At 72.1% G+C, this 24,731-nt stretch carries 20 protein-coding genes; 12 read left to right on the forward strand and 8 right to left on the reverse strand.

The window, feature by feature from the left end:
* Positions 1–24 precede the first annotated feature (24 nt).
* Positions 25–801, forward strand: coding sequence for a GNAT family N-acetyltransferase (locus ACFYXS_RS10305; protein ID WP_389245992.1), 777 nt, complete (start codon positions 25–27; stop codon positions 799–801).
* Between the two features lie 82 nt (positions 802–883).
* Positions 884–2,884: an ATP-dependent DNA helicase gene (locus tag ACFYXS_RS10310; protein WP_389245994.1), complete on the forward strand. Its 2,001-nt coding sequence runs from the start codon at positions 884–886 to the stop codon at positions 2,882–2,884.
* Positions 2,885–2,957: 73 nt separating this feature from the next.
* Here the strand turns inward: ACFYXS_RS10310 and lexA are convergent, their stop codons facing one another.
* Entirely contained in the window at positions 2,958–3,728 is a 771-nt protein-coding gene (gene lexA / locus ACFYXS_RS10315) for a transcriptional repressor LexA (RefSeq protein ID WP_319659169.1), read from the reverse strand.
* Positions 3,729–4,310: 582 nt separating this feature from the next.
* Between lexA and nrdR the strand changes: the two genes are divergently transcribed.
* On the forward strand, positions 4,311–4,823 hold the full coding sequence (gene nrdR / locus ACFYXS_RS10320; protein WP_389245996.1) for a transcriptional regulator NrdR: 513 nt from the start codon (positions 4,311–4,313) through the stop codon (positions 4,821–4,823).
* Positions 4,824–4,950: 127 nt separating this feature from the next.
* On the forward strand, positions 4,951–7,878 hold the full coding sequence (locus ACFYXS_RS10325; RefSeq protein WP_389245998.1) for a vitamin B12-dependent ribonucleotide reductase: 2,928 nt from the start codon (positions 4,951–4,953) through the stop codon (positions 7,876–7,878).
* Between the two features lie 116 nt (positions 7,879–7,994).
* Here the strand turns inward: ACFYXS_RS10325 and ACFYXS_RS10330 are convergent, their stop codons facing one another.
* Together ACFYXS_RS10330 and ACFYXS_RS10335 are read right to left on the reverse strand one after the other, a co-directional pair.
* Positions 7,995–9,461, reverse strand: a complete 1,467-nt coding sequence (locus ACFYXS_RS10330; protein WP_389246001.1) for an MFS transporter — start codon at positions 9,459–9,461, stop codon at positions 7,995–7,997.
* 135 nt (positions 9,462–9,596) lie between these two features.
* On the reverse strand, positions 9,597–10,001 hold the full coding sequence (locus ACFYXS_RS10335) for a VOC family protein (protein WP_389246003.1): 405 nt from the start codon (positions 9,999–10,001) through the stop codon (positions 9,597–9,599).
* Between the two features lie 84 nt (positions 10,002–10,085).
* Here ACFYXS_RS10335 and ACFYXS_RS10340 point away from each other — a divergent pair, with 84 nt between their 5' ends.
* Positions 10,086–10,694 carry a YdbC family protein gene (locus tag ACFYXS_RS10340; protein WP_389246005.1) on the forward strand — a complete coding sequence of 203 codons (609 nt, stop codon included), beginning with the start codon at positions 10,086–10,088 and terminating at the stop codon, positions 10,692–10,694.
* A gap of 82 nt (positions 10,695–10,776) precedes the next feature.
* On the opposite strand, the gene ACFYXS_RS10345 is transcribed toward ACFYXS_RS10340, so the two are convergent.
* Positions 10,777–11,562 (reverse strand): VOC family protein, encoded by a 786-nt coding sequence (locus tag ACFYXS_RS10345; RefSeq protein ID WP_389246007.1) that lies wholly within the window; start codon positions 11,560–11,562, stop codon positions 10,777–10,779.
* Between the two features lie 236 nt (positions 11,563–11,798).
* On the opposite strand from ACFYXS_RS10345, the gene ACFYXS_RS10350 reads away from it, so the two are divergent.
* The 3 genes from ACFYXS_RS10350 (at position 11,799) to ACFYXS_RS10360 (ending at position 15,261) form a co-directional block, all read left to right on the forward strand.
* Positions 11,799–12,464 (forward strand): phosphoglycerate mutase family protein, encoded by a 666-nt coding sequence (locus tag ACFYXS_RS10350; RefSeq protein WP_389246009.1) that lies wholly within the window; start codon positions 11,799–11,801, stop codon positions 12,462–12,464.
* A gap of 56 nt (positions 12,465–12,520) precedes the next feature.
* Positions 12,521–13,423: an ADP-ribosylglycohydrolase family protein gene (locus tag ACFYXS_RS10355; protein ID WP_389246011.1), complete on the forward strand. Its 903-nt coding sequence runs from the start codon at positions 12,521–12,523 to the stop codon at positions 13,421–13,423.
* A 314-nt stretch (positions 13,424–13,737) separates the two neighbouring features.
* On the forward strand, positions 13,738–15,261 hold the full coding sequence (locus tag ACFYXS_RS10360) for a DUF4173 domain-containing protein (protein ID WP_389246013.1): 1,524 nt from the start codon (positions 13,738–13,740) through the stop codon (positions 15,259–15,261).
* Positions 15,262–15,317: 56 nt separating this feature from the next.
* Here ACFYXS_RS10360 and ACFYXS_RS10365 read toward each other — a convergent pair whose 3' ends face one another.
* Positions 15,318–16,865 (reverse strand): MFS transporter, encoded by a 1,548-nt coding sequence (locus ACFYXS_RS10365; RefSeq protein WP_389246015.1) that lies wholly within the window; start codon positions 16,863–16,865, stop codon positions 15,318–15,320.
* A 112-nt stretch (positions 16,866–16,977) separates the two neighbouring features.
* Between ACFYXS_RS10365 and ACFYXS_RS10370 the strand changes: the two genes are divergently transcribed.
* From ACFYXS_RS10370 to ACFYXS_RS10380, 3 genes are all read left to right on the forward strand, one after another.
* A complete protein-coding gene (locus ACFYXS_RS10370; protein ID WP_389246017.1) occupies positions 16,978–17,595 on the forward strand; it encodes a TetR/AcrR family transcriptional regulator in 618 nt (205 codons plus the stop codon).
* A 94-nt stretch (positions 17,596–17,689) separates the two neighbouring features.
* Positions 17,690–18,385, forward strand: coding sequence for a ribonuclease HII (locus ACFYXS_RS10375; RefSeq protein ID WP_389246019.1), 696 nt, complete (start codon positions 17,690–17,692; stop codon positions 18,383–18,385).
* Positions 18,386–18,444: 59 nt separating this feature from the next.
* Positions 18,445–19,101: a hypothetical protein gene (locus tag ACFYXS_RS10380; RefSeq protein ID WP_389246021.1), complete on the forward strand. Its 657-nt coding sequence runs from the start codon at positions 18,445–18,447 to the stop codon at positions 19,099–19,101.
* Here ACFYXS_RS10380 and ACFYXS_RS10385 read toward each other — a convergent pair whose 3' ends face one another.
* Positions 19,102–19,692 (reverse strand): hypothetical protein, encoded by a 591-nt coding sequence (locus ACFYXS_RS10385; protein WP_389246023.1) that lies wholly within the window; start codon positions 19,690–19,692, stop codon positions 19,102–19,104.
* A gap of 201 nt (positions 19,693–19,893) precedes the next feature.
* Positions 19,894–22,053 (reverse strand): RecQ family ATP-dependent DNA helicase, encoded by a 2,160-nt coding sequence (locus tag ACFYXS_RS10390; protein WP_389246025.1) that lies wholly within the window; start codon positions 22,051–22,053, stop codon positions 19,894–19,896.
* A gap of 154 nt (positions 22,054–22,207) precedes the next feature.
* Here ACFYXS_RS10390 and ACFYXS_RS10395 point away from each other — a divergent pair, with 154 nt between their 5' ends.
* Positions 22,208–23,449: a DUF4192 domain-containing protein gene (locus tag ACFYXS_RS10395; RefSeq protein ID WP_389246027.1), complete on the forward strand. Its 1,242-nt coding sequence runs from the start codon at positions 22,208–22,210 to the stop codon at positions 23,447–23,449.
* On the opposite strand, the gene ACFYXS_RS10400 is transcribed toward ACFYXS_RS10395, so the two are convergent.
* Entirely contained in the window at positions 23,361–24,671 is a 1,311-nt protein-coding gene (locus tag ACFYXS_RS10400; RefSeq protein WP_389246029.1) for an alpha/beta fold hydrolase, read from the reverse strand. The genes ACFYXS_RS10395 and ACFYXS_RS10400 overlap by 89 nt on opposite strands.
* Between the last annotated feature and the right edge of the window lie 60 nt (positions 24,672–24,731).

Below are 24,731 nucleotides of genomic sequence, written 5' to 3' on the forward strand. Positions count from 1 at the left end.
CGAAGAGAGGAGGCAGCAGCCGCCATGACGGCCGCCGACTCCAACACCCACACCGGTCGCACCGGCCGCGCCGCCACCTCGCAGGACCCGGGCACCCCCGGCGCCGCCGGCGCCGCGGGAACCCCCGGCCCGGACGACACCCTGGATCTGGAACTGCCCCCCGAGCTCCGCGCCCTCTTCGCGGAGGACGTCACCGCCGACGACCACGCCGGCCGCCCGGCCGCGCTCGACGACCTCCTCGACGGGGTCGCCGACTGGGGCCCGGTGGACACCCGGGCCGGCACCTTCCACCTCGTCCCTGCCCGCCCCGAGCGCGATCTGCCGGTGGTCAGCCGCTGGATGAACGACCCCGCCGTCGCCGCGTTCTGGCAGCTTGCGGGCGCCCCCGCGGTCGCCGAGCGCCACCTGCGCGCGCAGCTCGACGGCGACGGGCGCAGCGTGCCGTGCATCGGCGTGCTCGACGGCGTCCCCATGAGCTACTGGGAGATCTACCGGGCCGACCTGGACCCCCTCGCGCGCTACTACCCGGCCCGCCCCCACGACACCGGGCTCCACCTGCTCATCGGCCGCGTCTCCGACCGCGCCCGCGGCCTCGGCGGCATCCTGCTGCGCGCCGTCGCCGACCATGTCCTGGAGCACCGCCCGAGCTGCGCCCGGGTGGTCGCCGAGCCCGACCTGCGCAACACCCCCTCGGTGTCGGCCTTCCTCGCCGCGGGGTTCCGGTTCTCGGCGGAAGTGCAGATGCCCGGCAAACGCGCCGCCCTGCTCATCCGCGAGCGCGCCCTGCGGCACGTCCTCTGAGACGGACGGCGCGGGGCGCCGGGCCCCGGGGAATTCCGCCGCCGCCTGCGTTGTCGGTGCCGCCCCGTAGGGTGGTCCTGCTATGACACAGCCCGCGAAGCCCGCCCTCACCGACCTCCTCCACGCCGCCGTCACCGCGGTCGGCGGCGTGGAGCGACCCGGCCAGGTCACCATGGCCGAAGCCGTCGCCGATGCCGTCGACGACGGCTCCCACCTGCTGGTCCAGGCCGGCACCGGCACCGGCAAGTCCCTCGGCTACCTGGTGCCCGCCCTCGCGCACGGGGAGCGCGTGGTCGTCGCGACCGCGACCCTGGCGCTGCAGCGCCAGCTGGTGGAACGCGACCTGCCGCGCACCGTCACCGCCCTCCATCCGCTGCTGCGGCGGGAGCCGCAGTTCGCGATGCTCAAGGGCCGGTCGAACTATCTGTGCCTGCACCGGCTCCACGAGGGCGTGCCGCGGGAGGAGGACACGGGCGAGGCCGGTCTCTTCGACCAGTTCGAGGCCGCGGCGCCCACCAGCAAGCTGGGCCAGGACCTGCTGCGGCTGCGGGACTGGGCGGACGAGACCGAGTCCGGTGACCGTGACGACCTGACCCCGGGCGTCTCCGACCGCGCCTGGCAGCAGGTCGCCGTCACCTCCCGGGAGTGCCTGGGCGCCTCCCGTTGCGCGTACGGCGCCGAGTGCTTCGCCGAGGCCGCCCGCGAGCGCGCCAAACTGGCCGACGTCGTCGTCACCAACCACGCGCTGCTGGCGATCGACGCCCTCGAGGGCGCGCCGGTCCTGCCGTCCCACGAGGTGCTGATCGTCGACGAGGCCCATGAACTGGTCTCACGGGTCACCGGCGTCGCCACCGGCGAGCTCGCCCCCGGCCGGGTCAACCGCACGGTCCGGCTGGCCGCCAAACTGGTCAACGAGAAGGCCGCGGACGCGCTGATGAGTGCCTCCGAGGGCTTCGAGCGGCTGATGGAACTGGCGCTCCCCGGGCGGCTGGAGGAGCTGCCGGAGGACCTGCGCTACGCCCTGATGGCGCTGCGCGACGCCTGCCGGCTGGTCATCACCTCGCTCGGCGAGACCCGCGACCGTTCCGTGCAGGACGAGGACGCCGTCCGCAAGATGGCGCTCGCCTCGGCCGAGAACGTCCACGAGGTCGCCGAGCGCATCGTCGAGGGCTCCGAGTGGGACGTCGTCTGGTACGAGCGCCACGACCGTTTCGGAGCCTCGCTGCGGGTGGCCCCGCTGAGCGTGTCCGGGCTGCTGCGCGAGAAGTTGTTCACCGAACGCTCCGTCGTGCTGACCTCGGCCACGCTGCGTCTGGGCGGCGACTTCAACGGCGTCGCGGCCTCGCTCGGCCTCCCGCCGGAAGGCACCGTGGCCGCGGAGGGCGAGGACGAACTCCCGGCCTGGAAGGGCCTCGACGTCGGTTCGCCCTTCGACTACCCCAAGCAGGGCATCCTCTACGTCGCGCGCCATCTGTCCCAGCCCGGCCGGGACAGCGGCCGCGAGGACATGCTGGACGAACTGACCGAGCTGATCGAGGCGGCCGGGGGGCGCACCCTCGGACTGTTCTCCTCGATGCGGGCGGCCCAGGCCGCCGCCGAGGCGCTGCGCGGCCGGATCGACCACCCGATCCTGCTCCAGGGCGAGGAGACGCTGGGTGAGCTGATCCGCCGCTTCTCCGCCGACCCCGGCACCTGCCTGTTCGGCACGCTCTCGCTCTGGCAGGGCGTGGATGTGCCGGGGGACAGCTGCCAACTCGTGGTGATGGACCGGATTCCCTTCCCCCGGCCGGACGACCCGCTGATGAGCGCGCGTCAGAAGGCGGTCGAGGAGAAGGGCGGCAACGGCTTCATGGCGGTCGCCGCCACACATGCGGCGCTGCTGATGGCCCAGGGGGCCGGCCGCCTGGTGCGCGCGGCCGGGGACCGGGGCGTGGTCGCCGTACTCGACCCGCGGCTCGCCACGGCCCGCTACGGCAGCTTCATCAAGGCCTCGATGCCGGACTTCTGGCAGACCACGGACCGCAATCAGGTCCGCAAGTCGCTCGCCGCCATCGACGCCTCAGCGAAGGCGAAGACGCCCTAGGCCCCGCCCGCACACAGACGAGCCCCGGAACCGGCGCAGAGGTCCCGGGGCCCGGTCACGGGCGGGTCGTGGGTCAGACCCGGCGCAGCACCGCCACCACCTTGCCGAGGATGGTCGCCTCGTCGCCCGGGATGGGCTGGTACGCGGAGTTGTGAGGGAGCAGCCACACATGGCCGTCCTCGCGCTTGAAGCGCTTGACCGTGGCCTCGCCCTCGATCATCGCCGCGACGATGTCGCCGTTCTCGGCGACCGGCTGACGGCGCACCGTCACCCAGTCCCCGTCACAGATGGCGGCCTCGATCATCGAGTCGCCGACGACCTTGAGCACGAACAGTTCGCCGTCCCCCACCAGCTGGCGGGGGAGCGGGAAGACGTCCTCGACCGACTCCTCGGCGAGGATCGGGCCACCGGCGGCGATCCGGCCGACCAGCGGTACGTACGACGCCGAGGGCTTGCCCGCGGTGTCGGTCGGCTGCGCCTGCGCGGCGTCGGAGCCGCGCACCTCGTAGGCGCGGGGCCGGTGCGGGTCCCGGCGAAGGAACCCCTTGCGTTCCAGGGCCATCAGCTGATGGGCGACCGACGAGGTGCTCGACAGACCCACGGCCTGGCCGATCTCCCGCATGGACGGCGGGTACCCACGGCGCTGCACCGAGTCCCTGATGACCTCGATGACCCGGCGCTGCCGGTCGGTCAGTCCGGAACTGTCCGCGCGGATTCCTGGAGGTCGTCCGGGAAGCGCACGTGCGGGCTTGGTGGTCTCGTCGTTCATCGCATCCATCGGGCGTAGCCGGTCCTGGGGGCGGTCATGGGCGGTCAGTGTGGCGCTGTCGGCGGTGGTGGTCACGGCGGCCCCTCTCGAGATGTTCTCCCTAGTAGGACAACGGTAGTTGCTTTCGAAAGGTTGCGCCAAACACACGTTCGAGTGAATTTCCACAGTTCCGCTGACAAGATCAAGGCACCGATGATATAGATCGAATACGAATTCGATTCTTCCCGGGAATCCGCTGTCCAATCCCCGCCGCGCACACGGGATTCGGCTGGTCTGCCACCCCCGCGCCGTTCCCCGGCCCGCCCGGTCCCGTTCCGGGCGTTCACCCGCCCCGCCCCGGCTTCCATGATGCGCGAGCCGTGACGATCCGTACACCCAGTGTGTCACTTGTGCCCCGCCGCTTCCGTGAGGCGTGGTGTCGCGTAGGCTCCCGTCCCGTCGACGGGCCGCGACACGCGCTCCGCCGGATTGGCGCACATGAGCCCCAGGCCACCAGATCTAGTGGTTGGATAGGGGGCAGGCCCCACAAGTAGTGGTCCCCGGGTCTTCGGGCCCTCCCGGATCGCCTATGCTTGTGGCTGCTTCGCGAGGCCCCCCGGGGTTCCTCGCGTCATATCGTCGTGTGCTCACCGTGGGTGAGGGAGGGAGAGGGAATCGATGCACTGCCCCTTCTGCCGACACCCCGACAGCCGCGTCGTCGACAGCCGGACCACCGATGACGGCACGTCGATCCGCCGTCGCCGGCAGTGTCCCGACTGCGGCCGCCGCTTCACCACCGTGGAAACGGCCTCGCTGATGGTCATCAAACGCAGCGGGGTCACCGAACCCTTCAGCCGCAACAAGGTCATCGCCGGAGTCCGCAAGGCCTGCCAGGGCCGCCCCGTCACCGAGGACGCACTCGCCCAGCTCGGGCAGCGCGTCGAGGAGGCGGTGCGTGCCACGGGCAGCGCCGAGCTGTCGACCCACGACGTCGGCCTGGCCATACTCGGCCCGCTGAAGGACCTGGACCTCGTCGCCTATCTGCGCTTCGCCTCGGTCTACCAGGCCTTCGACTCGCTCGAGGACTTCGAGGCCGCGATCGCCGAGCTGCGCGACCGGGGGTCATCGACCGACACCGGCGAACGGGACCGGGACAACGCTGTCCCCTCGCCCGTCGTCGCCGCCGACTAGGGCCGGCGGACACCTCAGATTTGCCGGGCACCCGCAGGGGTGTTCCGGCCGTGGAACACCATCGCCGCGGGAAGATCGCGGCGCTTCAAGGCGTTTTAGATGTAATGCCTGTATTGGGAGGCGGCACATGACAGAGACGACGAGCGGCCCGGCACGGGGTTCCCGCGCCAAGTCCGGCAAGACGGCGGGCGCGGCGGGCACGGCGCCCGGCAAGGGTCTGCGCATCGAGCGCATCCACACCACCCCGGGGACGCACCCCTACGACGAGGTGGTCTGGGAGCGTCGTGACGTCGTCATGACCAACTGGCGCGACGGCTCGATCAACTTCGAGCAGCGCGGCGTGGAGTTCCCCGACTCCTGGTCGGTGAACGCGGTCAACATCGTCACCAGCAAGTACTTCCGCGGCGCGGTCGGCACGCCGCAGCGCGAGAGCAGCCTGCGGCAGCTCATCGACCGCGTCGTGAAGACCTACCGCAAGGCCGGTGAGGACCACGGCTACTTCGCGTCGCCCGCCGACGCCGAGATCTTCGACCACGAGCTGACCTGGGCCCTGCTCCACCAGGTGTTCAGCTTCAACTCGCCGGTCTGGTTCAACGTCGGCACCGCCCAGCCGCAGCAGGTCTCCGCCTGCTTCATCCTCTCCGTCGACGACTCCATGGAGTCGATCCTCGACTGGTACAAGGAAGAGGGGATGATCTTCAAGGGCGGCTCCGGCGCCGGCCTGAACCTCTCCCGCATCCGCTCCTCCAAGGAGCTGCTCTCCTCCGGCGGCAACGCCTCCGGCCCGGTCTCCTTCATGCGCGGCGCGGACGCCTCCGCCGGCACCATCAAGTCCGGTGGCGCCACCCGGCGCGCGGCCAAGATGGTCGTGCTCGACGTGGACCACCCGGACGTCGAGGCCTTCATCGAGACCAAGGTGAAGGAGGAGGAGAAGATCCGGGCCCTGCGCGACGCGGGCTTCGACATGGACCTGGGCGGCGACGACATCGCGTCCGTCCAGTACCAGAACGCCAACAACTCCGTCCGCGTGAACGAAGAGTTCATGACGGCGTACGAGAACGGCGAGAAGTTCGGCCTGCGCGCCCGGATGACCGGCGAGGTCATCGAGGAGGTCGACGCCAAGGGGCTGTTCCGCAAGCTGGCGGAGGCCGCCTGGGCCTGCGCCGACCCCGGCATCCAGTACGACGACGTCATCAACCACTGGCACACGACGCCGGAGACCGGCCGCATCACCGCGTCCAACCCGTGCAGCGAGTACATGCACCTGGACAACTCGTCCTGCAACCTCGCCTCGCTCAACCTGCTGAAGTTCCTCGACGACGACGGCAAGGGCACCCAGCGCTTCGACGCGGTGCGCTTCGCCAAGGTCGTCGAGCTCGTCATCACCGCGATGGACATCTCCATCTCCTTCGCGGACTTCCCGACCCAGAAGATCGGGGAGACCACCCGCGCCTTCCGCCAGCTCGGCGTCGGCTACGCCAACCTCGGCGCGCTGCTCATGGCGACCGGCCACGCCTACGACTCCGAGGGCGGCCGCGCGCTCGCCGGTGCCATCACCTCGCTGATGACCGGCATCTCCTACAAGCGCTCCGCCGAGCTGGCCGCGGTCGTCGGCCCGTACGACGGCTACGCCCGCAACGCCACCGCGCACAAGCGTGTGATGAAGCAGCACTCCGACGCCAACGCCGTCGCCCCGCGGATGGACGACCTGGACACCCCGGTCTGGGCCGCGGCCACCGAGGCCTGGCAGGACGTCCTGCGCCTCGGCGAGAAGAACGGATTCCGCAACGCGCAGGCCTCCCTGCTGGCGCCCACCGGCACCATCGGCCTGATGATGGACTGCGACACCACCGGGATCGAGCCGGACCTCGCCCTGGTCAAGTTCAAGAAGCTGGTCGGCGGCGGTTCCATGCAGATCGTGAACAACACGGTCCCGCAGGCCCTGCTCCGCCTGGGCTACCAGCAGGAGCAGATCGAGGCGGTCGTCGCCCACATCTCCGAGCACGGCAGCGTCATCGACGCGCCCGGCCTGAAGCCCGAGCACTACGAGGTCTTCGACTGCGCCATGGGCGAGCGCTCCATCGCGCCGATGGGCCACGTCCGGATGATGGCCGCGACCCAGCCGTTCCTGTCCGGCGCCATCTCCAAGACGGTCAACATGCCGGAGTCGGCGACCGTCGAGGAGATCGAGGAGATCTACTACGAGGGCTGGAAGCTCGGCCTCAAGGCGCTCGCGATCTACCGGGACAACTGCAAGGTCGGCCAGCCGCTCTCGGCCAAGAAGAAGAACGACGGGAAGAAGACCGAGGAGGCGCCGGCCCAGGCTCCGGCCGCGGTCGAGAAGGTCGTCGAGTACCGCCCGGTCCGCCGCCGGCTCCCCAAGGGCCGTCCCGGCATCACCACCTCCTTCACGGTGGGCGGCGCCGAGGGCTACATGACCGCCAACTCCTACCCGGACGACGGTCTCGGCGAGGTCTTCCTCAAGATGTCCAAGCAGGGTTCCACCCTCGCGGGCATGATGGACGCCTTCTCCATCGCCGTCTCCGTCGGTCTGCAGTACGGCGTGCCGCTGGAGACCTACGTCTCGAAGTTCACCAACATGCGCTTCGAGCCGGCCGGTCTGACCGACGACCCGGACGTGCGGATGGCCCAGTCGATCGTCGACTACATCTTCCGCCGCCTGGCGCTGGACTTCCTGCCCTTCGAGACGCGTTCCGCGCTCGGCATCCACTCCGCCGGGGAGCGCAAGCGCCACCTCGACACCGGCTCCTACGAGCCGACCGCCGAGGAGGTCGACGTCGAGGGCCTGGCGCAGTCCGCCCCGCGCCAGACCGAGGCCCCGCCGGCCAAGCCGGCCGCGGCCCCCGAGGAAGTCGTCACCGAGGCCGCCGCGGCCCCGGCGCCGAAGGCCGCGCACAACTCCACCGAACTCCTGGAGATCCAGCTCGGCCTCAACGCCGACGCCCCGCTTTGCTTCTCCTGCGGCACGAAGATGCGCCGCGCGGGCAGCTGCTACCTCTGCGAGGGCTGCGGCTCGACCAGCGGCTGCAGCTGACAGCTGCGGTGGAGCGCGCCGGGTGCGACACCCGGCGTGACTGAACCGGAAGCGTGACCTTCGAAGGGAGGGGCGCCGGCCTCGGGCCGGCGCCCCTCCCTTTTCGTGGGCGGTTCTCAGGCGGCCGGGGGAGGGGCACCCTTCCCGGGCGGGCGCAATACCGTGGCCGCGAGGAGGAAAGCCACCGCGAGCAGCACCGCGCCCGTGCCGAAGGCGAGGCGGAAGCCGCCGGTGAGGGCGGACGCGGTGCCGCGGCCGTCGGCGAGCAAGGCGTGCGTGCGCGAGCCGGCGAGGGTGGACAGGACGGCGACGCCGAGCGCGCCGCCCACTTGCTGGGTGGTGTTGAACAGCCCGGACGCGACGCCCGCGTCCTCCGCTCCCGCGCCGGACATGCCGAGCACGGTGAGCGCGGAGACGGCGAGGCCGAAGCCGCCCGCGAGCAGCATCGTCGGCAGCAGGTGCACGGTGTAGTCGGCATGCGCCGGCAGCCGGGTCAGCAGGGCGAGGGCGGCCACGAGCAGCGCGAGACCGGCGAGCAGGACGCGGCGCTCGCCGAAGCGCGCGTTGAGGCGGGCGGAGAAGGCGAGCGAGACGGTCCCGATGGCGAGGGCCGCGGGCAGCATGGCGAGCCCGGTGGCCGCGGGCCCGTAGCCCAGCACGTCCTGGAGGTAGAGCGCCATCAGGATCTGGAACCCGAAGAGCGCGGAGATCATGAGGACCTGCACGGCGTTGGCCCCCGAGACGTCGCGCGAGCGGAACATGCGCAGCGGCAGCAGCGGGGAGCGCGCCGCCGCCTGACGCGCCACGAAGGCGGCGAGGAGAGCGACGGCCAGGGCGCCGAGGGCCAGGGTGCCACCGGAGCCCCAGCCGTGCCCGCCCGTCCGGACGATGGTGAGGACGCCGGTCATCAGCCCGGCGGTGACCAGCAGCGCGCCGAGGGTATCGGCGCCGAGGGCGGCGCCCCGCGGGGGATCGGGAGCGAGCACCCGGGCGGCGAGGATCCCGGCGGCCAGGCCGATGGGCAGGTTGATGAAGAAGATCCAGTGCCAGCTGGCGGCCTGGGTCAGCACGCCGCCCAGCACCTGGCCGATCGACGCGCCGGCGGCGCCGACGAAGCTGAACGCGCCGATGGCGCGGCCGCGTTCACGGGGTTCGGGGAACAGCGTCACGATCAGGCCGAGGCTGACGGCCGAGGTCATGGCGCCGCCGACGCCCTGGAGGAAGCGGGCGCCGATCAGCACCGCTTGGCTGGTGGCGACGCCGCACAGCAGCGAGGCGCCGGTGAAGACGGCGAGTCCGGCCACGAACATCCGCTTGCGCCCGAACAGGTCGCCGAGCCGCCCGCACAGCAGGAGCAGACCGCCGAAGGCGATCATGTAGGCGTTGACGGTCCAGGTGAGGTCGGCGGGGGAGAAGCGCAGGTCGCGCTGGATGGCCGGGAGGGCCACGGTGACGATGCTGCCGTCGAGAATGATCATCAGCATGCCGGCGCAGAGGACGGCGAGGGCGAGCGTGCGGGAGCGGCCGCCGGAGGCGGCGTGTAAGGCCGTGTGTTCCGGCGTGGTCTGCGTGCGCGAGGACATGGCGTCGTCTCCTGGTTGTCGGGGACACAGGGACCCGGGCCCAGGTATGACGCTAGCAGATGGTTTTGTTGAGGACTATCTCTTTCGGTTCTTGGTGGTTGCTCTCGACTCCCCTTCCGCCGCGGACCGCCGGGCTCAGTACGACTGGAGTTCCACCAGGCAGCCGTCGGGCGTGCGCAGATGGGCGGTCCGCAGGTTCGGTCCCCAGGCGGGCCGGTCCTGCGGCTCGGCGAGGACGTCGGCGCCGTGGGCCGCGAGCTTGCCGGTGGCGACGTCCACGTCGTCGACCCGCAGCACGAGCATCGCCGCGTCCTGGGCGGGGGCGTGGGCGGGCAGCGCCTCGGTGCCGATCGTCCGGGCGAGCGCGGCGCGGGAGAAGAGGGTGAGGGCGGCCTGTCCGCCGAGGTCCCAGTTGGCGTAGCCGGCTTCCGGCAGCACCTTGACCGGCTCCGTCTCGAGCAGGTCGCGCAGGGCGGCGGTCCAGAAACGGACGGCGGTGTCGAAGTCCTCGACGAGCAGGCGGGGGTACAGGGCATCCATGTCGTGATCGTATTCGCTTGTCCTGTGGGGGAGTTGATTTCCCTGTGGGGCGGAATGGCCGCTGGTGGGCCATAGGATGGCGCGGTGCTGGTGAAGTGGATTCGCTGCGGCGTCCTCGATCGGGCGGCATTCGAGCGCGGGCAGCGGAAATGGGCCAACGGACTCCCCGGCGAGCCGGGTTTCCGGGGGCAGGGCGGGGGCTGGAGCCGCAGCCAGCCGGGTGTCGCGCACCTGTTCGCCTTCTGGGAGGACCGCGAGTACTACGACGCCTTCATGTCCGGCCCCCATGACCGCTTCGCGGCGCCCCAGGCGGAGACGTACGAGAGCCTCGGGGTGAAGCTCTTCGAGCACCGGCTGGACGTCAAGGTCGGATTCCGCCCCCGCTTCGCGGACAGCGACCTGCTCAGGCTGGCCCACCTCAAGGTGCGGCCGGACCGGGCCGACCACTTCGTCCTCATGCAGCGGAAGGTCTGGAACCCGGCGATGGCCGGCTCGCCGGGCATGCTGCGGGGCGTGTTCGCGCAGGGCCCCGAGTCGGACTTCCTGGTGCTGTCGATGTGGGACTCCGCCGCCGAGCGCGGCAAGTACCGGGACGGCTCGGTCGCCCGGCTCTCGCAGCGCGCCGACCTCGAGGCGGACGTGCTCGCGGTCGCCGGTGACGTCGTCGACCTGGAGCAGTCCTGGTCGGTCTGAGCCCCGACCACCGCGTGCGCCGCGGCGTGGACCGGACGCGGGACGGGCCGTGGGACCGGCCGTGGCGCCGCCCCGCGCGAGGTCAGCCCTCCTTCGCGGGCCGAGTGATCACGGAGAAGTAGGCGCCGTGCGGATCGTCCAGGACCGCGATGCGTCCCACGTGCGGCAGGTCGAAGGGCGGCACCGAGACGCTGCCGCCGAGCTCTGCCGCCCTCGCGGCGGCAGCGTCGGTGTCGGCGACGGCGAAGTAGTGCATCCAGTGCTGGGGTATCTCCGCCGGCCAGGCGTCGTTCATGAGCAGGATGCCGCCGAACGGGCCGCCGCCGCCCTCCACTTCCAGTTCCGTGTACGAGCTGTCACCGGCGAAGGGGTGCGTCTCGCCCGTCCATCCGAAGACGTCGCGGTAGAACGCGCGGGCGCCGTCCACGTCGCGGGTGTTGAGCTCGATCCAGCTGAAGGCCCCCGGCTCGTTCAGCAGGCCCGCGCCCTTGAAGTTCCCCGGCTGCCAGACCGCGAACTCCGCACCGTGGGGGTCGGTGAACTGCGCGAAGCCGCCCTGGTCGAAGACCGCCATCGGCGGCACGGAGACGGCCCCGCCCGCGGCCTGCACCGCCTTGGCGGTGTCCTCGGCGTCCGCGGTGGTCATATAGGTGATCCAGCGCGGCCGGTCCCCCTCGGCCATCACCGGGCCGACGGCGGCCACGGGCTCGCCGCGCAGGGTGAAGAACGTGTAGCCCCCCGCCTCCGGGGGTCCCGGCTGGGACTCCCAGCCGAACAGGCCGCCGTAGAAGGCGCGCGAGGCCTCGATGTCGGGACTGCTCAGATCGGTCCAGCACGGCGTGCCGGGAACGAACGCGGTGGTCTTCATTGCGGCCTCCAACCGGGGGTGCCGCAAAGGGCTCCCTCTTCAATGCTCAGTCTGGGACCCACCACTGACAATCGGGGGCGGCCGCCGGCCGCAATCAGGGGCCGCTTTCCGGGACGCGGTGTCTCATTTGTCCTCGCGGGCCATGGCGTCCCGCAATGGGGGAGGGCTGCCTCTCCCGGGTGCCCGGTGGGTGGACGGTCGCGCCCGTGCAAGGACGTACGAATTACAGTGAGCCCATGGCTCGACCGCGTCGCATTGTGCTCATCCGTCATGGGGAGTCCCAGGGAAACGCCGACGACACGATCTACGAGCGGATCCCCGACCACGCGCTCAACCTCACCACCAAGGGCGAGGAACAGGCGCGTGCCGCGGGTGAGGAACTGCGGGAGCTCTTCGGCGACGAGCGGGTCCAGGCGTTCGTCTCCCCGTACCGCCGTACGCATCAGACCTTCCACCTGCTGGGACTCGACCCGCGCCGCACCCGGGCGAAGGAGGAGCCCCGCCTGCGCGAGCAGGACTGGGGCAACTACCAGGAGGCCGAGGACGTGCAGCGGCAGCGCAAGGCCCGGGACGCGTACGGCCACTTCTTCTACCGCTTCGCCCAGGGCGAGTCGGGGGCGGATGTGTACGACCGGGTCGGGTCCTTCCTGGAGACGCTCTACCGGGCCTTCGACAAGCCGGAGTTCCCGCCGAACGTGCTCCTGGTGACGCACGGGCTGACCATGCGGCTGTTCTGCATGCGCTGGTTCCACTGGACGGTCGACGAGTTCGAGTGCCTGTCGAACCCGGACAACGGCGAATTTCGCGTGCTGCTCGCCGAGCCGGACGGCCGCTACCGCCTCGACCGGCCCTTCGCGCGCTGGCGCACCACCTCCTCCGACCTGGCGAGATATCACGGGTGAGATTGCGCACAGGACGATTGACCCCGATGGCACGGGATGTCAGAGTTCTGGGCGCCATGACCGCTGATCCTGCCGACCTCCCCCGCTCCCGCGCGCTCGCCAGCCTGCGCGGACTCGCCCTCGGCGACGCCCTGGGCTCCCAGTTCTTCGTGCCCGCGCACTACCCCGCGCTGAAGAGCGGCACACCGCCGGCGGGGGTGTGGCAGTGGACCGACGACACCGAGATGGCCTGTTCCGTCGTCGCCGTCCTCGGCGCGCACGGCACCGTGGACCAGGACGCGCTGGCCGCGTCCTTCGCCGCCCACCACGACTTCGACCGCGGTTACGGCCCCGCCGTCAACCGCATGCTGCGGCTGATCCGGCAGGAGAACGGCGACTGGCGCACGCTGGCCGCCGAGATGTTCAACGGCCAGGGCTCCTGGGGCAACGGCGCGGCGATGCGCGTCGCGCCGCTCGGCGCGTGGTTCGCGGGCGAGCCCGAGAAGGCCGCCGAGCAGGCGGAACTGTCCGCGTACACCACCCACCGGCACCGCGAGGCGGTGGCCGGCGCCATGGCGGTCGCCGCCGCCGCCGCCCTGGTCGCCGGGCCCGGTGCCCAGGCCGATCCGGCCGAGCTGCTCACGTCCGTCGTCGCACTCCTGCCGCGCAGCGCCGTCCACGCGGGGCTGCGGCGCGCCGTGGACATGCTCGACTACGACGACGTCGCCACCGTCGCCGCCGTTCTCGGCTGCGGCCGGCGCACCAGCGCGCACGACACCGTGCCCTTCGCCCTGTGGGCAGCCGTCCGGGGCCTCGGCGACTATGAGCGCGCGTTCTGGACGACCGCCCGGGCGGGCGGTGACGTCGACACGACCTGCGCCATCGTCGGCGGCATCGTCGCCGCCCGGCCGGACGGCGAGCCGCCGAAGGCATGGCTGGACCGCTGTGAACCGCTGCCGGAGTGGCTGCCCGCCGTCTGAGTCCCGGCGGAAACCGATCCTTCGTCACGGCCCTGTCACAGACCGGGCCGGCAGCCCCACGGCGCGTATACGCCCCGGAGCACGGCGCATAGCCTGTCGGCCACGCTGCCCCGGCGATCTTCCCGGGGCGCGCTGACAAGCTCCGGTCCCGCGCCGCCTCATCGGCATGCGACCGGTGGGGAGGGGTCCTCATGTCCGACGCGTCGAAAGGCGCCGCGCCGCAGCGGCCGCCGCACAGCCCACCGCACTCCGCCCGGCCACCGGTTCCTTTGCCGGTCCATCCGGCCCATCCGGCCCGTCCGGGCCACCCCACGATGCAGCCACAGCCGTGGACACCGCCGCCCCCGCCGCCCCCTCCGCGGTGGATCATCGACAGCCGCGTCAAGGCGCCGTCCGCCGTCCCTCCGGCGGTGCTCTGGATCGCGCTGCTCACCGGCCTCCTGGCCGCCTTGCTGCTCCGTGACGGCATCGGCGTCAACCTGCTGCTGACCGCCCTGCCCGCCGCGCTCGCCGCCGGGGTCGCGGCGGTCGTGCGCGGCCGCCGCCCCCGTCCGTGGACCCTGGTGTGGGCGGTCACCGCCCTCGGCCTGCTGCTCGTCCCCGCGCTCCGCGACGCCGGCTGGCCCGCCTTTCTCGCGGTCCTCGGCTTCTTCGTGGTGGGTTCGCTCGCCCTGCACGGCGGCCGCCGCTGGCCGGGAGTGCTGCTGGGGGGCCTCGGTGTGTGGGCGTCGGTGGTACCCGGCCTGGGCTGGGCGCTGCGCGGCCTGCGTGAGCGCACCGCGCGCAACCGGCAGCGCTGGCTTCCGATGGCCAAGGCCGTCGTGGTCGCCGTCGTGCTGCTGCTGGTCTTCGGTGCGCTCTTCGCCGGGGCGGACGCCGCCTTCGCCGACCTGCTGGGCGACGTCGTCCCCGACATGACGCTCGGCGACTTCCCCGTACGTGTCCTGCTGTTCGCCCTCGGTGTGCTGGGCGCGCTGGCCGCCGCGTACACCGCCGCGGCGCCGCGCCGCTTCGACCGCGTCAAGATCAAGCCGGGCCGCGCCCGCGGCCGGGCCGAGTGGGCACTGCCGCTGGTCGTGCTCGCGGTGCTGTTCGCCGTCTTCAACGCCGTGCAGCTCACCGTGCTGTTCGGCGGCTACCAGAAGGTGCTCGCCGAGACCGGCCTGACGTACGCGCAGTACGCCCGCCAGGGCTTCTGGCAGCTGCTGATCGTGACCCTGCTGACCATCGGGGTGATCGGCCTGGCCCTGCGGTGGGCGCCCCGGGGCACGGACCGCGACCGCCTGCTCGTGCGTTCCGTCCTCGGCGCGATCTGCGTGCTGACGCTGGTCGTGGTCGCGTCCGCGCTGCGCCGCCTGGAGCTGTACGTGGGCGCCTACGGGCTGACGCGCATGCGGATCTCGGTGGCCGGCATCGAGCTGTGGCTGGGGCTGCTGATCGTCCTGATCATGGCGGCCGGGGTGTTCGGCGCCCGCTGGCTGCCGAGGGCGGTGGTGGCGAGCGCTGCCGTCGGTTTCCTGGCCTTCGGCCTCGCGGGCCCCGACGCCCTGATCGCCGAGCAGCAGGTCACCCGCTACGAGAACACCGGCCGGATCGACCTGGTCTACCTGCAGGACCTGTCCGCCGACGCCGTCCCTGCGCTGGACCGGCTGCCGGAACCGCAGCGCTCGTGCGCGCTGGAGCTGATGGCGCACGACCTGCGGGGCGGCGGCGATCCCTGGTACGCCACGAGCCTCGGTGAGAGCCGTGCCCGCTCCGTGCTGGCCGCGCGCCCGGCGGACGCGGACGACGCCTGCCTGCGGGCGGGGCTCGGGCAGTACCGCATCGAATTGCCCTGACGTGGCCCGGCATTCCGCCGCCCCGGCCTCCCCTCGGGCCGGGCGGCGGTGTGCCGTCAGGCGGCGGGCGTGCCCGCCGTGCCGCTCAGCGCCTCCAGGTCGCTCTTGCGCACCCGGATGACGAACAGCGCGGTGGCCAGGGCCAGCAGGACCAGCGCCACAGCGGCGTACAGGGCGGTGGAGATGCCGTGTGCCAGGACCTCGTGCGACCAGGGCGCCGGCAACTCGTGTGTCCGCGCCAGCTCCGCCTTCTGCGCCGGGGTCGCCTGGGCGAGGAACCGCGGCATCATCTCGGTCGCCTTGTCGCGGCTCGCGGTGCCGAAGACGGTCACCAGGATCGACAGTCCCAGCGAACCGCCCACCTGCTGCATGGCGTTGAGCAGCCCGGAGGCCGCGCCCGCCTCGTGCTGCGCGACCCCGGAGACGGCGGTCAGCGTCAGCGTGACGAAGTTCAGGCCCATGCCGAAGCCGAACAGCACCATCGGGCCCAGCACCCCGCCCACGTAACTGCTGCCGGGGTCGATGAAGGTCAGCCAGGCCATACCGGTGCCGGCGAGTGTCGAGCCCGCGACCAGGAAGGGCTTCGGCCCGAGCACCGGCAGGAAGCGGGTGGACAGACCCGCGCCCGTCACGATGGCCACGGTGACCGGGAGGAAGGCGAAACCGGCCGCGATGGGGCTGTAGCCCAGGACGGTCTGCACGAAGATGACGATGAAGAAGAACATCCCGAACATCCCCGCGGCGAGGCTCAGCATCATCACGTACGTGCCGGAGCGGTTGCGGTCCGCGAACATCCGCAGGGGAGTGATGGGTTCCTTCGCACGACGCTCGATGAGGACGAACGAGCCCAGCAGGACCACCGCCGCGCAGAACGCGCCGATCGTGAGCCCGTCCCGCCAGCCCTGGGCGGCGGCCCGGATGAAGCCGTAGACCAGGGAGGCCATACCGGCGGTCGACGTCGCCGCGCCGGCGATGTCGAAGCGGCCGGGATGGCGTTTGGACTCGCTGATGTAGCGCGGCGCCAGGAAGGCGATCAGCAGGCCGATGGGCACGTTGACGAAGAACACCCAGCGCCAGTCGAGCCAGTCGGTGAGCATGCCGCCGGCCAGCAGGCCCACCGCGCCGCCGCCTGCCGAAACCGCGGCGAAGACGCCGAACGCGCGGTTGCGTTCGGGTCCCTCGGGAAAGTTGGTGGTGATGAGGGCGAGCGAGGTCGGCGAGGCGATCGCGCCGCCGACGCCCTGCAGGGAGCGCGCCGCGAGCAGCTGCCAGGGCTCCTGCGCGAAGCCCCCGAGGAGGGAGGCCAGCGAGAACAGCAGGATGCCGAAGACGAACACCCTGCGGCGGCCCAGGATGTCCCCGGCCCGCCCACCGAGCAGCAGAAGGCCGCCGAAGGTGAGGGTGTAGGCGTTGAGCACCCAGGACAGATCGGTGGTGGAGAAGGAGAGCGCGGTCTGAATGTGCGGGAGCGCGATATTCACAATCGTGGCGTCCAGCACGACCATGAGCTGGCAGGCCGCGATCACGGCGAGTGCGATGCCCGGCCTGCCGTCGCGTCGCGCGGCGCCGGGCTTGTGTGGTGAGGTGAGTTGGTCAGTCGTCACGAGATCCCCCAGACGGTGACTAGTGAACGGCCCCGTTCACTATGGACGACACTAGAGTGGGGCCGTTAGTGAACGCAAGCGTTCACTAGAAGCGAGTAGCCGAGAAGGTGCCATGGTGATGTCGCACGAGGCGGCAACGGAGCCGTCCAAACGGGTCGCGCCGCGCCGCCGCGGGCCGGTGCTGGAACGGGCCATCCTGAAGGCTGCCTTGGAGCAGCTGAGCACCGTCGGCTGGCGGGGACTGACCATGGAGGGCGTCGCGTCCGCCGCCCAGACCGGCAAGGCGGCGGTCTACCGGCGCTGGCCGTCCAAGCAGGCGCTGGCCACCGACGCGCTGCAGGCCGCGCTCCCCGCCGTCCCCGATGTGCCGGACCTCGGCAGCCTCCGCGAGGACCTGCTGTTCCTGGTGCTGAGGATGCGCGAGGCGATGTACTCGCAGAGCGGACTGGCCCTGCGCGCGGTGATCGACGAGTCCGACCACGAGACGGCGCACTGCTTCGTGCGGCTGGTCGTCGAGGGCGTGGTCGAACCCACCAAGCACCGCATCATGGACGTCGTGCGGCGCGGGGTCGGGCGCGGAGAGGTGCGCCCGGACGCCACCGGGGACATCGTCGCCGACGTCGTGCCCGCGCTGATGATGTACCGCTCGAAGATGGGCGGTCGGGAGATCTCGGAACGCGACCTCGTGGAGGTCGTCGACCAGGTGATGCTCCCCCTGCTGCGGCCCTGAGGAACGTGCCCTCGGGGACGTGTCCCGGGGCACGGGACGCGCGCGGGACCCCGCCTCGGACGGCTCGGCCCGGGAGCGTAGGGTTGGCTTTGCCATGGTCCGTGAACCTCCCACCCACAGCGTCGAGCGCTCCTTGCGCGCGACACTCGGCGCCAAGATCGTCGCGGGCGTCGACGAGGTCGGCCGGGGGGCGTGGGCCGGGCCGGTCACCGTCTGCGCGGCCGTCACCGGGCTGCGGCGGGCGCCGGAGGGACTCACCGATTCCAAGCTGCTCACCGTCAAGCGCCGGGGCGAACTCGCCGCCGTGCTCGTCGGTTGGGTGAACTGCTACGCCCTCGGCCACGCGTCTCCCGAGGAGATCGACGACCTCGGGATGACGGCCGCCCTGCGGCTCGCGGCGACGCGTGCCCTGGAAGCCCTGCCCGTACGGCCCGACGCGGTCATCCTCGACGGCAAGCACGACTACCTCGGCGGCCCGTGGCGGGTACGGACGGTCATCAAGGGTGACCAGTCCTGCATCGCCGTCTCCGCGGCATCGGTGATCGCCAAGGTGCGGCGGGACGCCATGATGGCCGAACTGGGTGTGGACTATGCTCCGTTCGGCTTCGAGGCCAACGCCGGTTACCCTTCGCCGGTGCACCGGGCCGCGTTGGCGGAACTGGGGCCCACCCCCCACCACCGTCTGTCCTGGGCATATCTCGATACGCTGCCGCGTTGGCAACACCTGAAGAAAGTCCGGGAGACCGTGGAGGCGGGGGAGACAGGTGAGCAGCTCGGCCTCGATTTCTGAGCCGAGTTGTGACCTACCCGCCGCTGCGCTGTTCCGGTGCATTTGATAGACATCAGCACATGCCTCTCATCCCCGAGGAGCCTCAGATTCACGAGAGTGTCCCGGGTTCTCGCGTAGCCCCGGCCGCCGGCCGGTCCGCGTCGACCCCCCGCCCTGTACCGGCCCCCGGCCCCCGTCCCGCGTCCCCGCGTCCCGCGCCACCGCGCGGAGGCACCACGGTCAACGCCCGGCCCGGCCGCCCCGGCCCCGCCCGTGGTCCGGCCGTCCCGCCGCAGCCGCGGCCGCCGCGGGAAGCCGAGGTCGCCCAGGCCGGCCCCGCCGGTGCGGCGACGACGCAGATCCAGCTCATCCCCGCTCCGGTGGAGGGTGCGCTCGACGCCGCCGACGAGGCCGTCGACCTGCTGCTCGACAACGGTCGGGCGCCGGGCGAGGTCCTGGTGCTCACCACCGGCGAGCAGCACCCCTGGGCCGCCCACGAGCTGAGCTTCGGCGAGACGTCCTACTGGGCGCAGCACGAAGCCGGCGACGATGTCTTCTACGCCGCCCACGACGCCGAGCGCGCCCTGGGCCGTCCGGTCGTGGTCGTCGCGGTCAACGGTGGCTCGGACGAGGTCGTGGCCGCGCTGCTGCCCTCGGCCCTGCGACGGGCCGGTGCGCTGCTGATCGTCTGCGGCGACCCCCAGCGGATCAACGGGCTGCTCGGCGCGAACGCCTGATCAGCGCGCTGCCGCGCGGCGCAGGGCCGGTGTCCCCCCGGGGCGCAGGGCCGCTGCGCCGTGCTGTTCGCTCGACCAGGACGAGGCGTTGGGATTGCGGCCCACGCGGGCCTCGCCGTACACGCGCCAGCCGTCCTCGGTCACAGTGATGTAGGAGCCGGGGCGCAGGCCGTGCAACGAGCACGCGTCCCGCAGGCCCCACGCCCATGCGCCGTCCGCCTCGGTCCACGCCGCGCCGCCCTCGCGGCACACCAGGAGTACGGCGGTGCGCACCGGCGTACGCCGCCGCAGGTCGTCCGGGGTGATCCGACGAAGGTGGGACAGGATCGCGTTGCGCCGCTCCCAGCCGTCGACGACGCCCTCGCGCTGTGCGAACGAGGCGCTGGCCGTGAGCCTTCCGTCGGGTGACAGGACCGCCACCACCGCGGTGCCCGGCGCGGGGAGGTGCCGGGCGTGCAGGTCCTTGACCACGTCGCGCGGGCTGATCAGCAGCGGGAAACCCGAGGCGATCCACTCCGCCGGTTCCAGGGTGCGTACACGGCGGGCGGGGCGGGAGGACGTGCCGGAGGTGGTTTCCGGAGCGAAGCCCATGGCCGCGATCCTCCCTTCGGGTATGCGTCCGAGACCGGGTGCGCTGACGCATGCCGGTCGGGGGGCTCGATGAGCCGAACGGGGAACGCCCCAATTCTCGCTGTCGCACACGCGAGCGGCAACGGTCAATTAGTCGATGTGTCTGTTATCGACTCGTCCGCCGCATAGATCCCCGCGTGCTGTCCAGCATGTGACTACGGATCAGCCTTGCAGAGCCAGGACCAGCGGAAACACGGCTGTAACGCCTGACCTGCGCAGCAGCCGTGCGGCGACCGCCAGGGTCCAGCCCGTTTCGGTGAAATCGTCGACGAGCAGGACCGGTCCGGGCGTTGCCGCGATCGCGTCGGCGAGAGCGGGCGGAACGGCGAAGGCCCCGTGCAGGGCGCGCAGACGCTGAGCGCTGTTGCTGCGCGGTACGCGCGAGGGCTCGACGTCACCTGTGTGGACCAGTTCCCCGAGCAGTGGCATGCGCCCGGCGTCGGCGATGCGCTGCCCGAGCGAGGCGATCAGCCGCGGCCTGGTGTGGGAGGCGACGGTCACCACACCGACCGGGCGGGGCGGCGCGTCGGGCGCCCCACTGGCCCAGCCGCCCGGTCCCCGGGCCCAGTCCGCCAGCACCGTGACCACGGCGTTGACCACGTCGTCCGCGACGGGTGCGTCCGGGGCGTTCACGGCGAACAGCGGTCGCAGCCGGTTGCCCCAGCCGATGTCGGAAAGCCGTCCGAGGGCGCGGCCGGGCGCGGCCTGTTCGCCGACCGGGATCCGGCCCTTGAGGTCGATGCCCACCGCCGGGAGGCCCGTGGGCCACATCCGGCGCGGTTCCACCTCGACCCCGGGGCGCCCGAGGGACGCCCGGGCGGACTCCAGCGCCTCGCGGGACACCTCGGCCGAGTAGCGCGGTGCCGCGCAGTTGTCGCAGCGGCCGCAGGGGGCGGCCTCCTCGTCGTCGAGCTGGCGCCGCAGATACTCCATGCGGCAGGCGGTGGTCGTGGCGTACTCGCGCATGGCCTGCTGCTCGGCCTTGCGCTGCTGGTCTACCCAGGCGTAACGCTCGGTGTCGTACGCCCAGGGCTGCCCCGTGGACGTCCAGCCGCCGCGCACCCGGCGGACGGCGCCGTCCACGTCGAGGACCTTGAGCATGGTCTCCAGCCGGGTGCGGCGCAGGTCGACGCGGGCCTCCAGGGCCGGCACGGACATCGGCGCCCCCGCCTCCGCCAGCAGCGCGAGGGTCTGGCGGACCTGCTCCTCGCGCGGGAAGGCGAGCGAGGCGAAGTAGCGCCAGATCGCCTCGTCCTCCGGACCGGGGAGCAGCAGGACCTCGGCGTGGTCGACGCCGCGGCCGGCGCGGCCCACCTGCTGGTAGTAGGCGATGGGGGAGGAGGGCGAGCCCAGGTGGAGGACGAAGCCCAGGTCGGGCTTGTCGAATCCCATGCCGAGGGCGGAGGTCGCGACCAGGGCCTTGACCTCGTTGCGCAGCAGCGCGGCCTCCGCGGCCCGCCGGTCGGCGTCCTCGGTGCGGCCGGTGTACGCCGCCACTTCGTGCCCGCGCTGCCGCAGGAAGGCCGCGACCTCCTCGGCGGCCGCCACGGTGAGCGTGTAGATGATGCCGGAGCCCGGAAGCTCGCCGAGGTGGTCGGCGAGCCAGGCGAGCCGGTGTGCGGCGTCCGGCAGCGCCAGGACGCCGAGCGAGAGGCTCTCGCGGTCCAGCGGCCCGCGCAGGATCAGTGCGCCCTCGTGGTCGCCGGTGCCCAGTTGTTCCGCGACGTCGGCCGTCACGCGTGCGTTGGCCGTGGCCGTGGTGGCGAGGACGGGGACGCCCGGCGGCAGGTCGGCGAGCATCGTGCGCAACCGGCGGTAGTCGGGCCGGAAGTCGTGGCCCCAGTCGGAGATGCAGTGCGCCTCGTCGACCACGAGCAGGCCGGTGGTGGCGGCGAGTTTGGGCAGTACCTGATCACGGAAGTCGGGGTTGTTGAGCCGCTCGGGGCTGACCAGCAGGACGTCGACCTCGCCGGCGGCGACCTCGGCCTGGACGGTGTCCCACTCCTCGGGGTTGGCCGAGTTGATCGTCCGGGCCCGGATGCCGGCGCGGTCGGCGGCGTCGATCTGGTTGCGCATGAGGGCGAGCAGCGGCGAGACGATCACGGTCGGACCGCTGCCGCGTTCGCGGAGCAGCGCCGTGGCCACGAAGTACACGGCGGACTTGCCCCAGCCCGTGCGCTGGACGACCAGGGCCCGGCGGCCCTGGGCCACCAGCGCCTCGACCGCGCGCCACTGGTCCTCGCGCAGGCGGGCGGTGCCCGTCGGGTCCCCGACGAGCCGGCTGAGGATCGTGTCGGCGGTGGTGCGCAGTGCGGTGGTCATGCCCCCATGCAACCCGATGACACCGACACCGTGCCAACCGCCCCCGCCGAACCTGTGGATAACTCGCCCGAGATTATTGCGATGATATGGGTGGTTTATCCACAGGTTTTGAAGGGGTCTGGCGGAGATCCACGCCGTGCGTCACCTTCGGATCATGACTCAGCACACCGCATCTCCGCGTCCCTCGGACGACCCGAAGGTCACCCTGCGCAGCCCGGCCGAACTCGCCGCGGCACTTCCCTACCTCTGCGGCTTCCATCCGGACGACAGTATTTTGATGATGGCCCTGCACGGCGAACGCGGCCGCTTCGGAGGCCGTGCCCGGCTGGGCATCCCCCGCAACCCCGGCGAATGGCCGGACGCGGCGGCGCAGTTGGCCGAGTGCCTCATCACCGGCAGCGCCCAGCGCGGCGCCCGCCCGGACGCGATCGTGCTCTTCCTCGTCCAGGACCCTGCCCCGGGGGAGACCCCCGGGCAGGTCATGGAGCGGCTCCGGCCGCTGGCACAGGGCCTGCGGGTGGCCTGCGGCAGCCTCGACGTGCCCGTGGTGGAGGCGCTGTGCGTCTCCGCCGGCCGCTGGTGGTCCTACTCCTGCCCGGCCACCGAGTGCGGGCCTCCCGAGGGCGTACCGGTCCCACCCACCGGTGACTCGGTGATCGCGGCCGCGGCGGCCTACGCGGGCGTCCGGGCACGCGGCTCCCGCAAGGAGCTGGAGGACCGACTCGCCCCGCCCCCGACGGGATCGACGGCGAGCATCGCGCGGGAGGAGGCGCTGGACACTGCGGCCGCCGGGCTCGTACCGCGCATGCTCGAGCGCGACGACTCCGAGGAAGTACGGCGCACCACGCTGCGGCTGCTCAAGCAGGCCCTCGACCGGTTCAGGGCCGCCACTCCCGAGGACGACGGCCCGATCGGCGACCGCCGTGACGACGCCCTGCTCGGTGACGACGAGGCCGCCGCGATGATCCTCGGGCTGCAGGACCGCGACACCCGTGACCGGGCCGCGGAGTGGATGGACCCGCCGCACACCGATTCCGCCCTGCGCCTGTGGCGGGCGCTCGCCCGCCGCTGCGTCGAGCCCTACCACGAGCACGCCGCGGCACCTCTGACACTGGCCGGCTGGGTCGCCTGGTCGGCGGGGGACGAGACCACCGCGCGGGTGGCCTTCGGCCGCGCGCTGCACCTCGCCCCCGACTACACCTTCGCCCGGCTGCTGTACGCCGCGGTCAACAACGGGATCTCCCCCGAGCCGCTGCGCCGCTACCTGCGCCGGCGGCGCGGCGGGCAGGCCCGCCGCGCCGCCATCCTCACAGCTCGCCGCGGGCCAGCCGGATCAGCCGGTCGAGGACCCGGCCGCCGCTCACTCGGAGCCCGTCGTGCTCGTACTCGTCGGTGACCCACGTCCGCAGGCCGCGCACCGACCGGGCGGTGGCCAAGGAGTCGGCCGTGTCGACGTACATGTCGTCGTGGTACACCGCCGCGGCCACCGGCACCTCGTTCACCGCCAGTTGGCGCGGGTCGTACAGGTCGGGCCAGTCCTCGCGCCGGGCCAGCAGCTCCGCGGTCTCGCGGAGCGGGGCGAGTGCCGGGTCGGTGGAGAACATCCAGGGGTAGATCATCTCCCCGGTCAGCAGCACCGGCGCGTCGTCCGCCAGCCGCTTGTCCACGTCGAACTGCGGGAATTCGGCGCGTACCGAATCGGCCGCCCAGCCGGTGCCCCGCGGCGACACGGACCGCTGCCCGTAGATCGACTCGTGCAGCACCGCGTAGAGCGGATTGCCGGCGAACGACAGGTGACCCTGCGCCTCGGCCAGGAAGGAGTCGGACAGCTGCGGACGTGCGGCCCCCGGCAGGAACGCGTCCTCCAGCAGGTAGTGCAGTGTGTGCGAGCCGGTGCCCGTGCCCAGCATCAGGCCGAGGGACTGGAGCGCCTCGGCGGTCAGCAGCCCGCCGTCCGGCAGCGTCACCTCGTGCTCCCGAAGGTGCCGCGCCACGGCGCGGACCGTCTCCGCGTCCTCCGGATAGCGCGCGTAGTGGGCCTCGACCTTGCGCTCCACCCGCGGATAGGCGGCCCGGTAGACGTCGTCCGCGCTGCTGCGGAGCCCCGCGAGACCGCCGGTCACGAGGGCCTCACGAATCCCCTCGGGGGCGAGGGACAGATACGTCAGGATGCAGAAACCGCCGTAGCTCTGCCCCAGCAGGCTCCACTGGACACCCTGGCCCAGCAGCTCACGGCGGATCAGCTCGCAGTCGCGGACGATCGAGTCGGCCCGGAAGTGCTCCAGATACCGGGCCTGGGTGGCGGCGTCGCCGCGCAGCGGCAGGGTCTGCCGGTTCGCGGGGGTGGAACGGCCGGTGCCGCGCTGGTCGAGGAGCAGCACCCGGTAGTCGTCCAGCGCCCGGGTGAGCCAGCCGTCACGGCCCAGCGGTCGCGGTGACCTGCCCCCCGGGCCGCCCTGGAGGAACAACAACCAGGGCAATGGCTCCCGTTCCTTGCCGACCGCCACGACCTCGCGGGCGTACACCTCGATCTGCTCACCACGTGGATCCGCGTGGTCGAGCGGTACCTGGAAGGTGCGGTCGGTGATGACGGTCCCTGGCTGGCGGTAGACGGCCATGGCTCTCTTTCCGCTGATACGAACGGTTTCCCGATCAGGAACGGTAGACGGCGCGTGACC

Origin of the sequence: Streptomyces sp. NPDC002574 (assembly GCF_042889545.1) — a bacterium.
GTDB lineage: Bacteria > Actinomycetota > Actinomycetes > Streptomycetales > Streptomycetaceae > Actinacidiphila.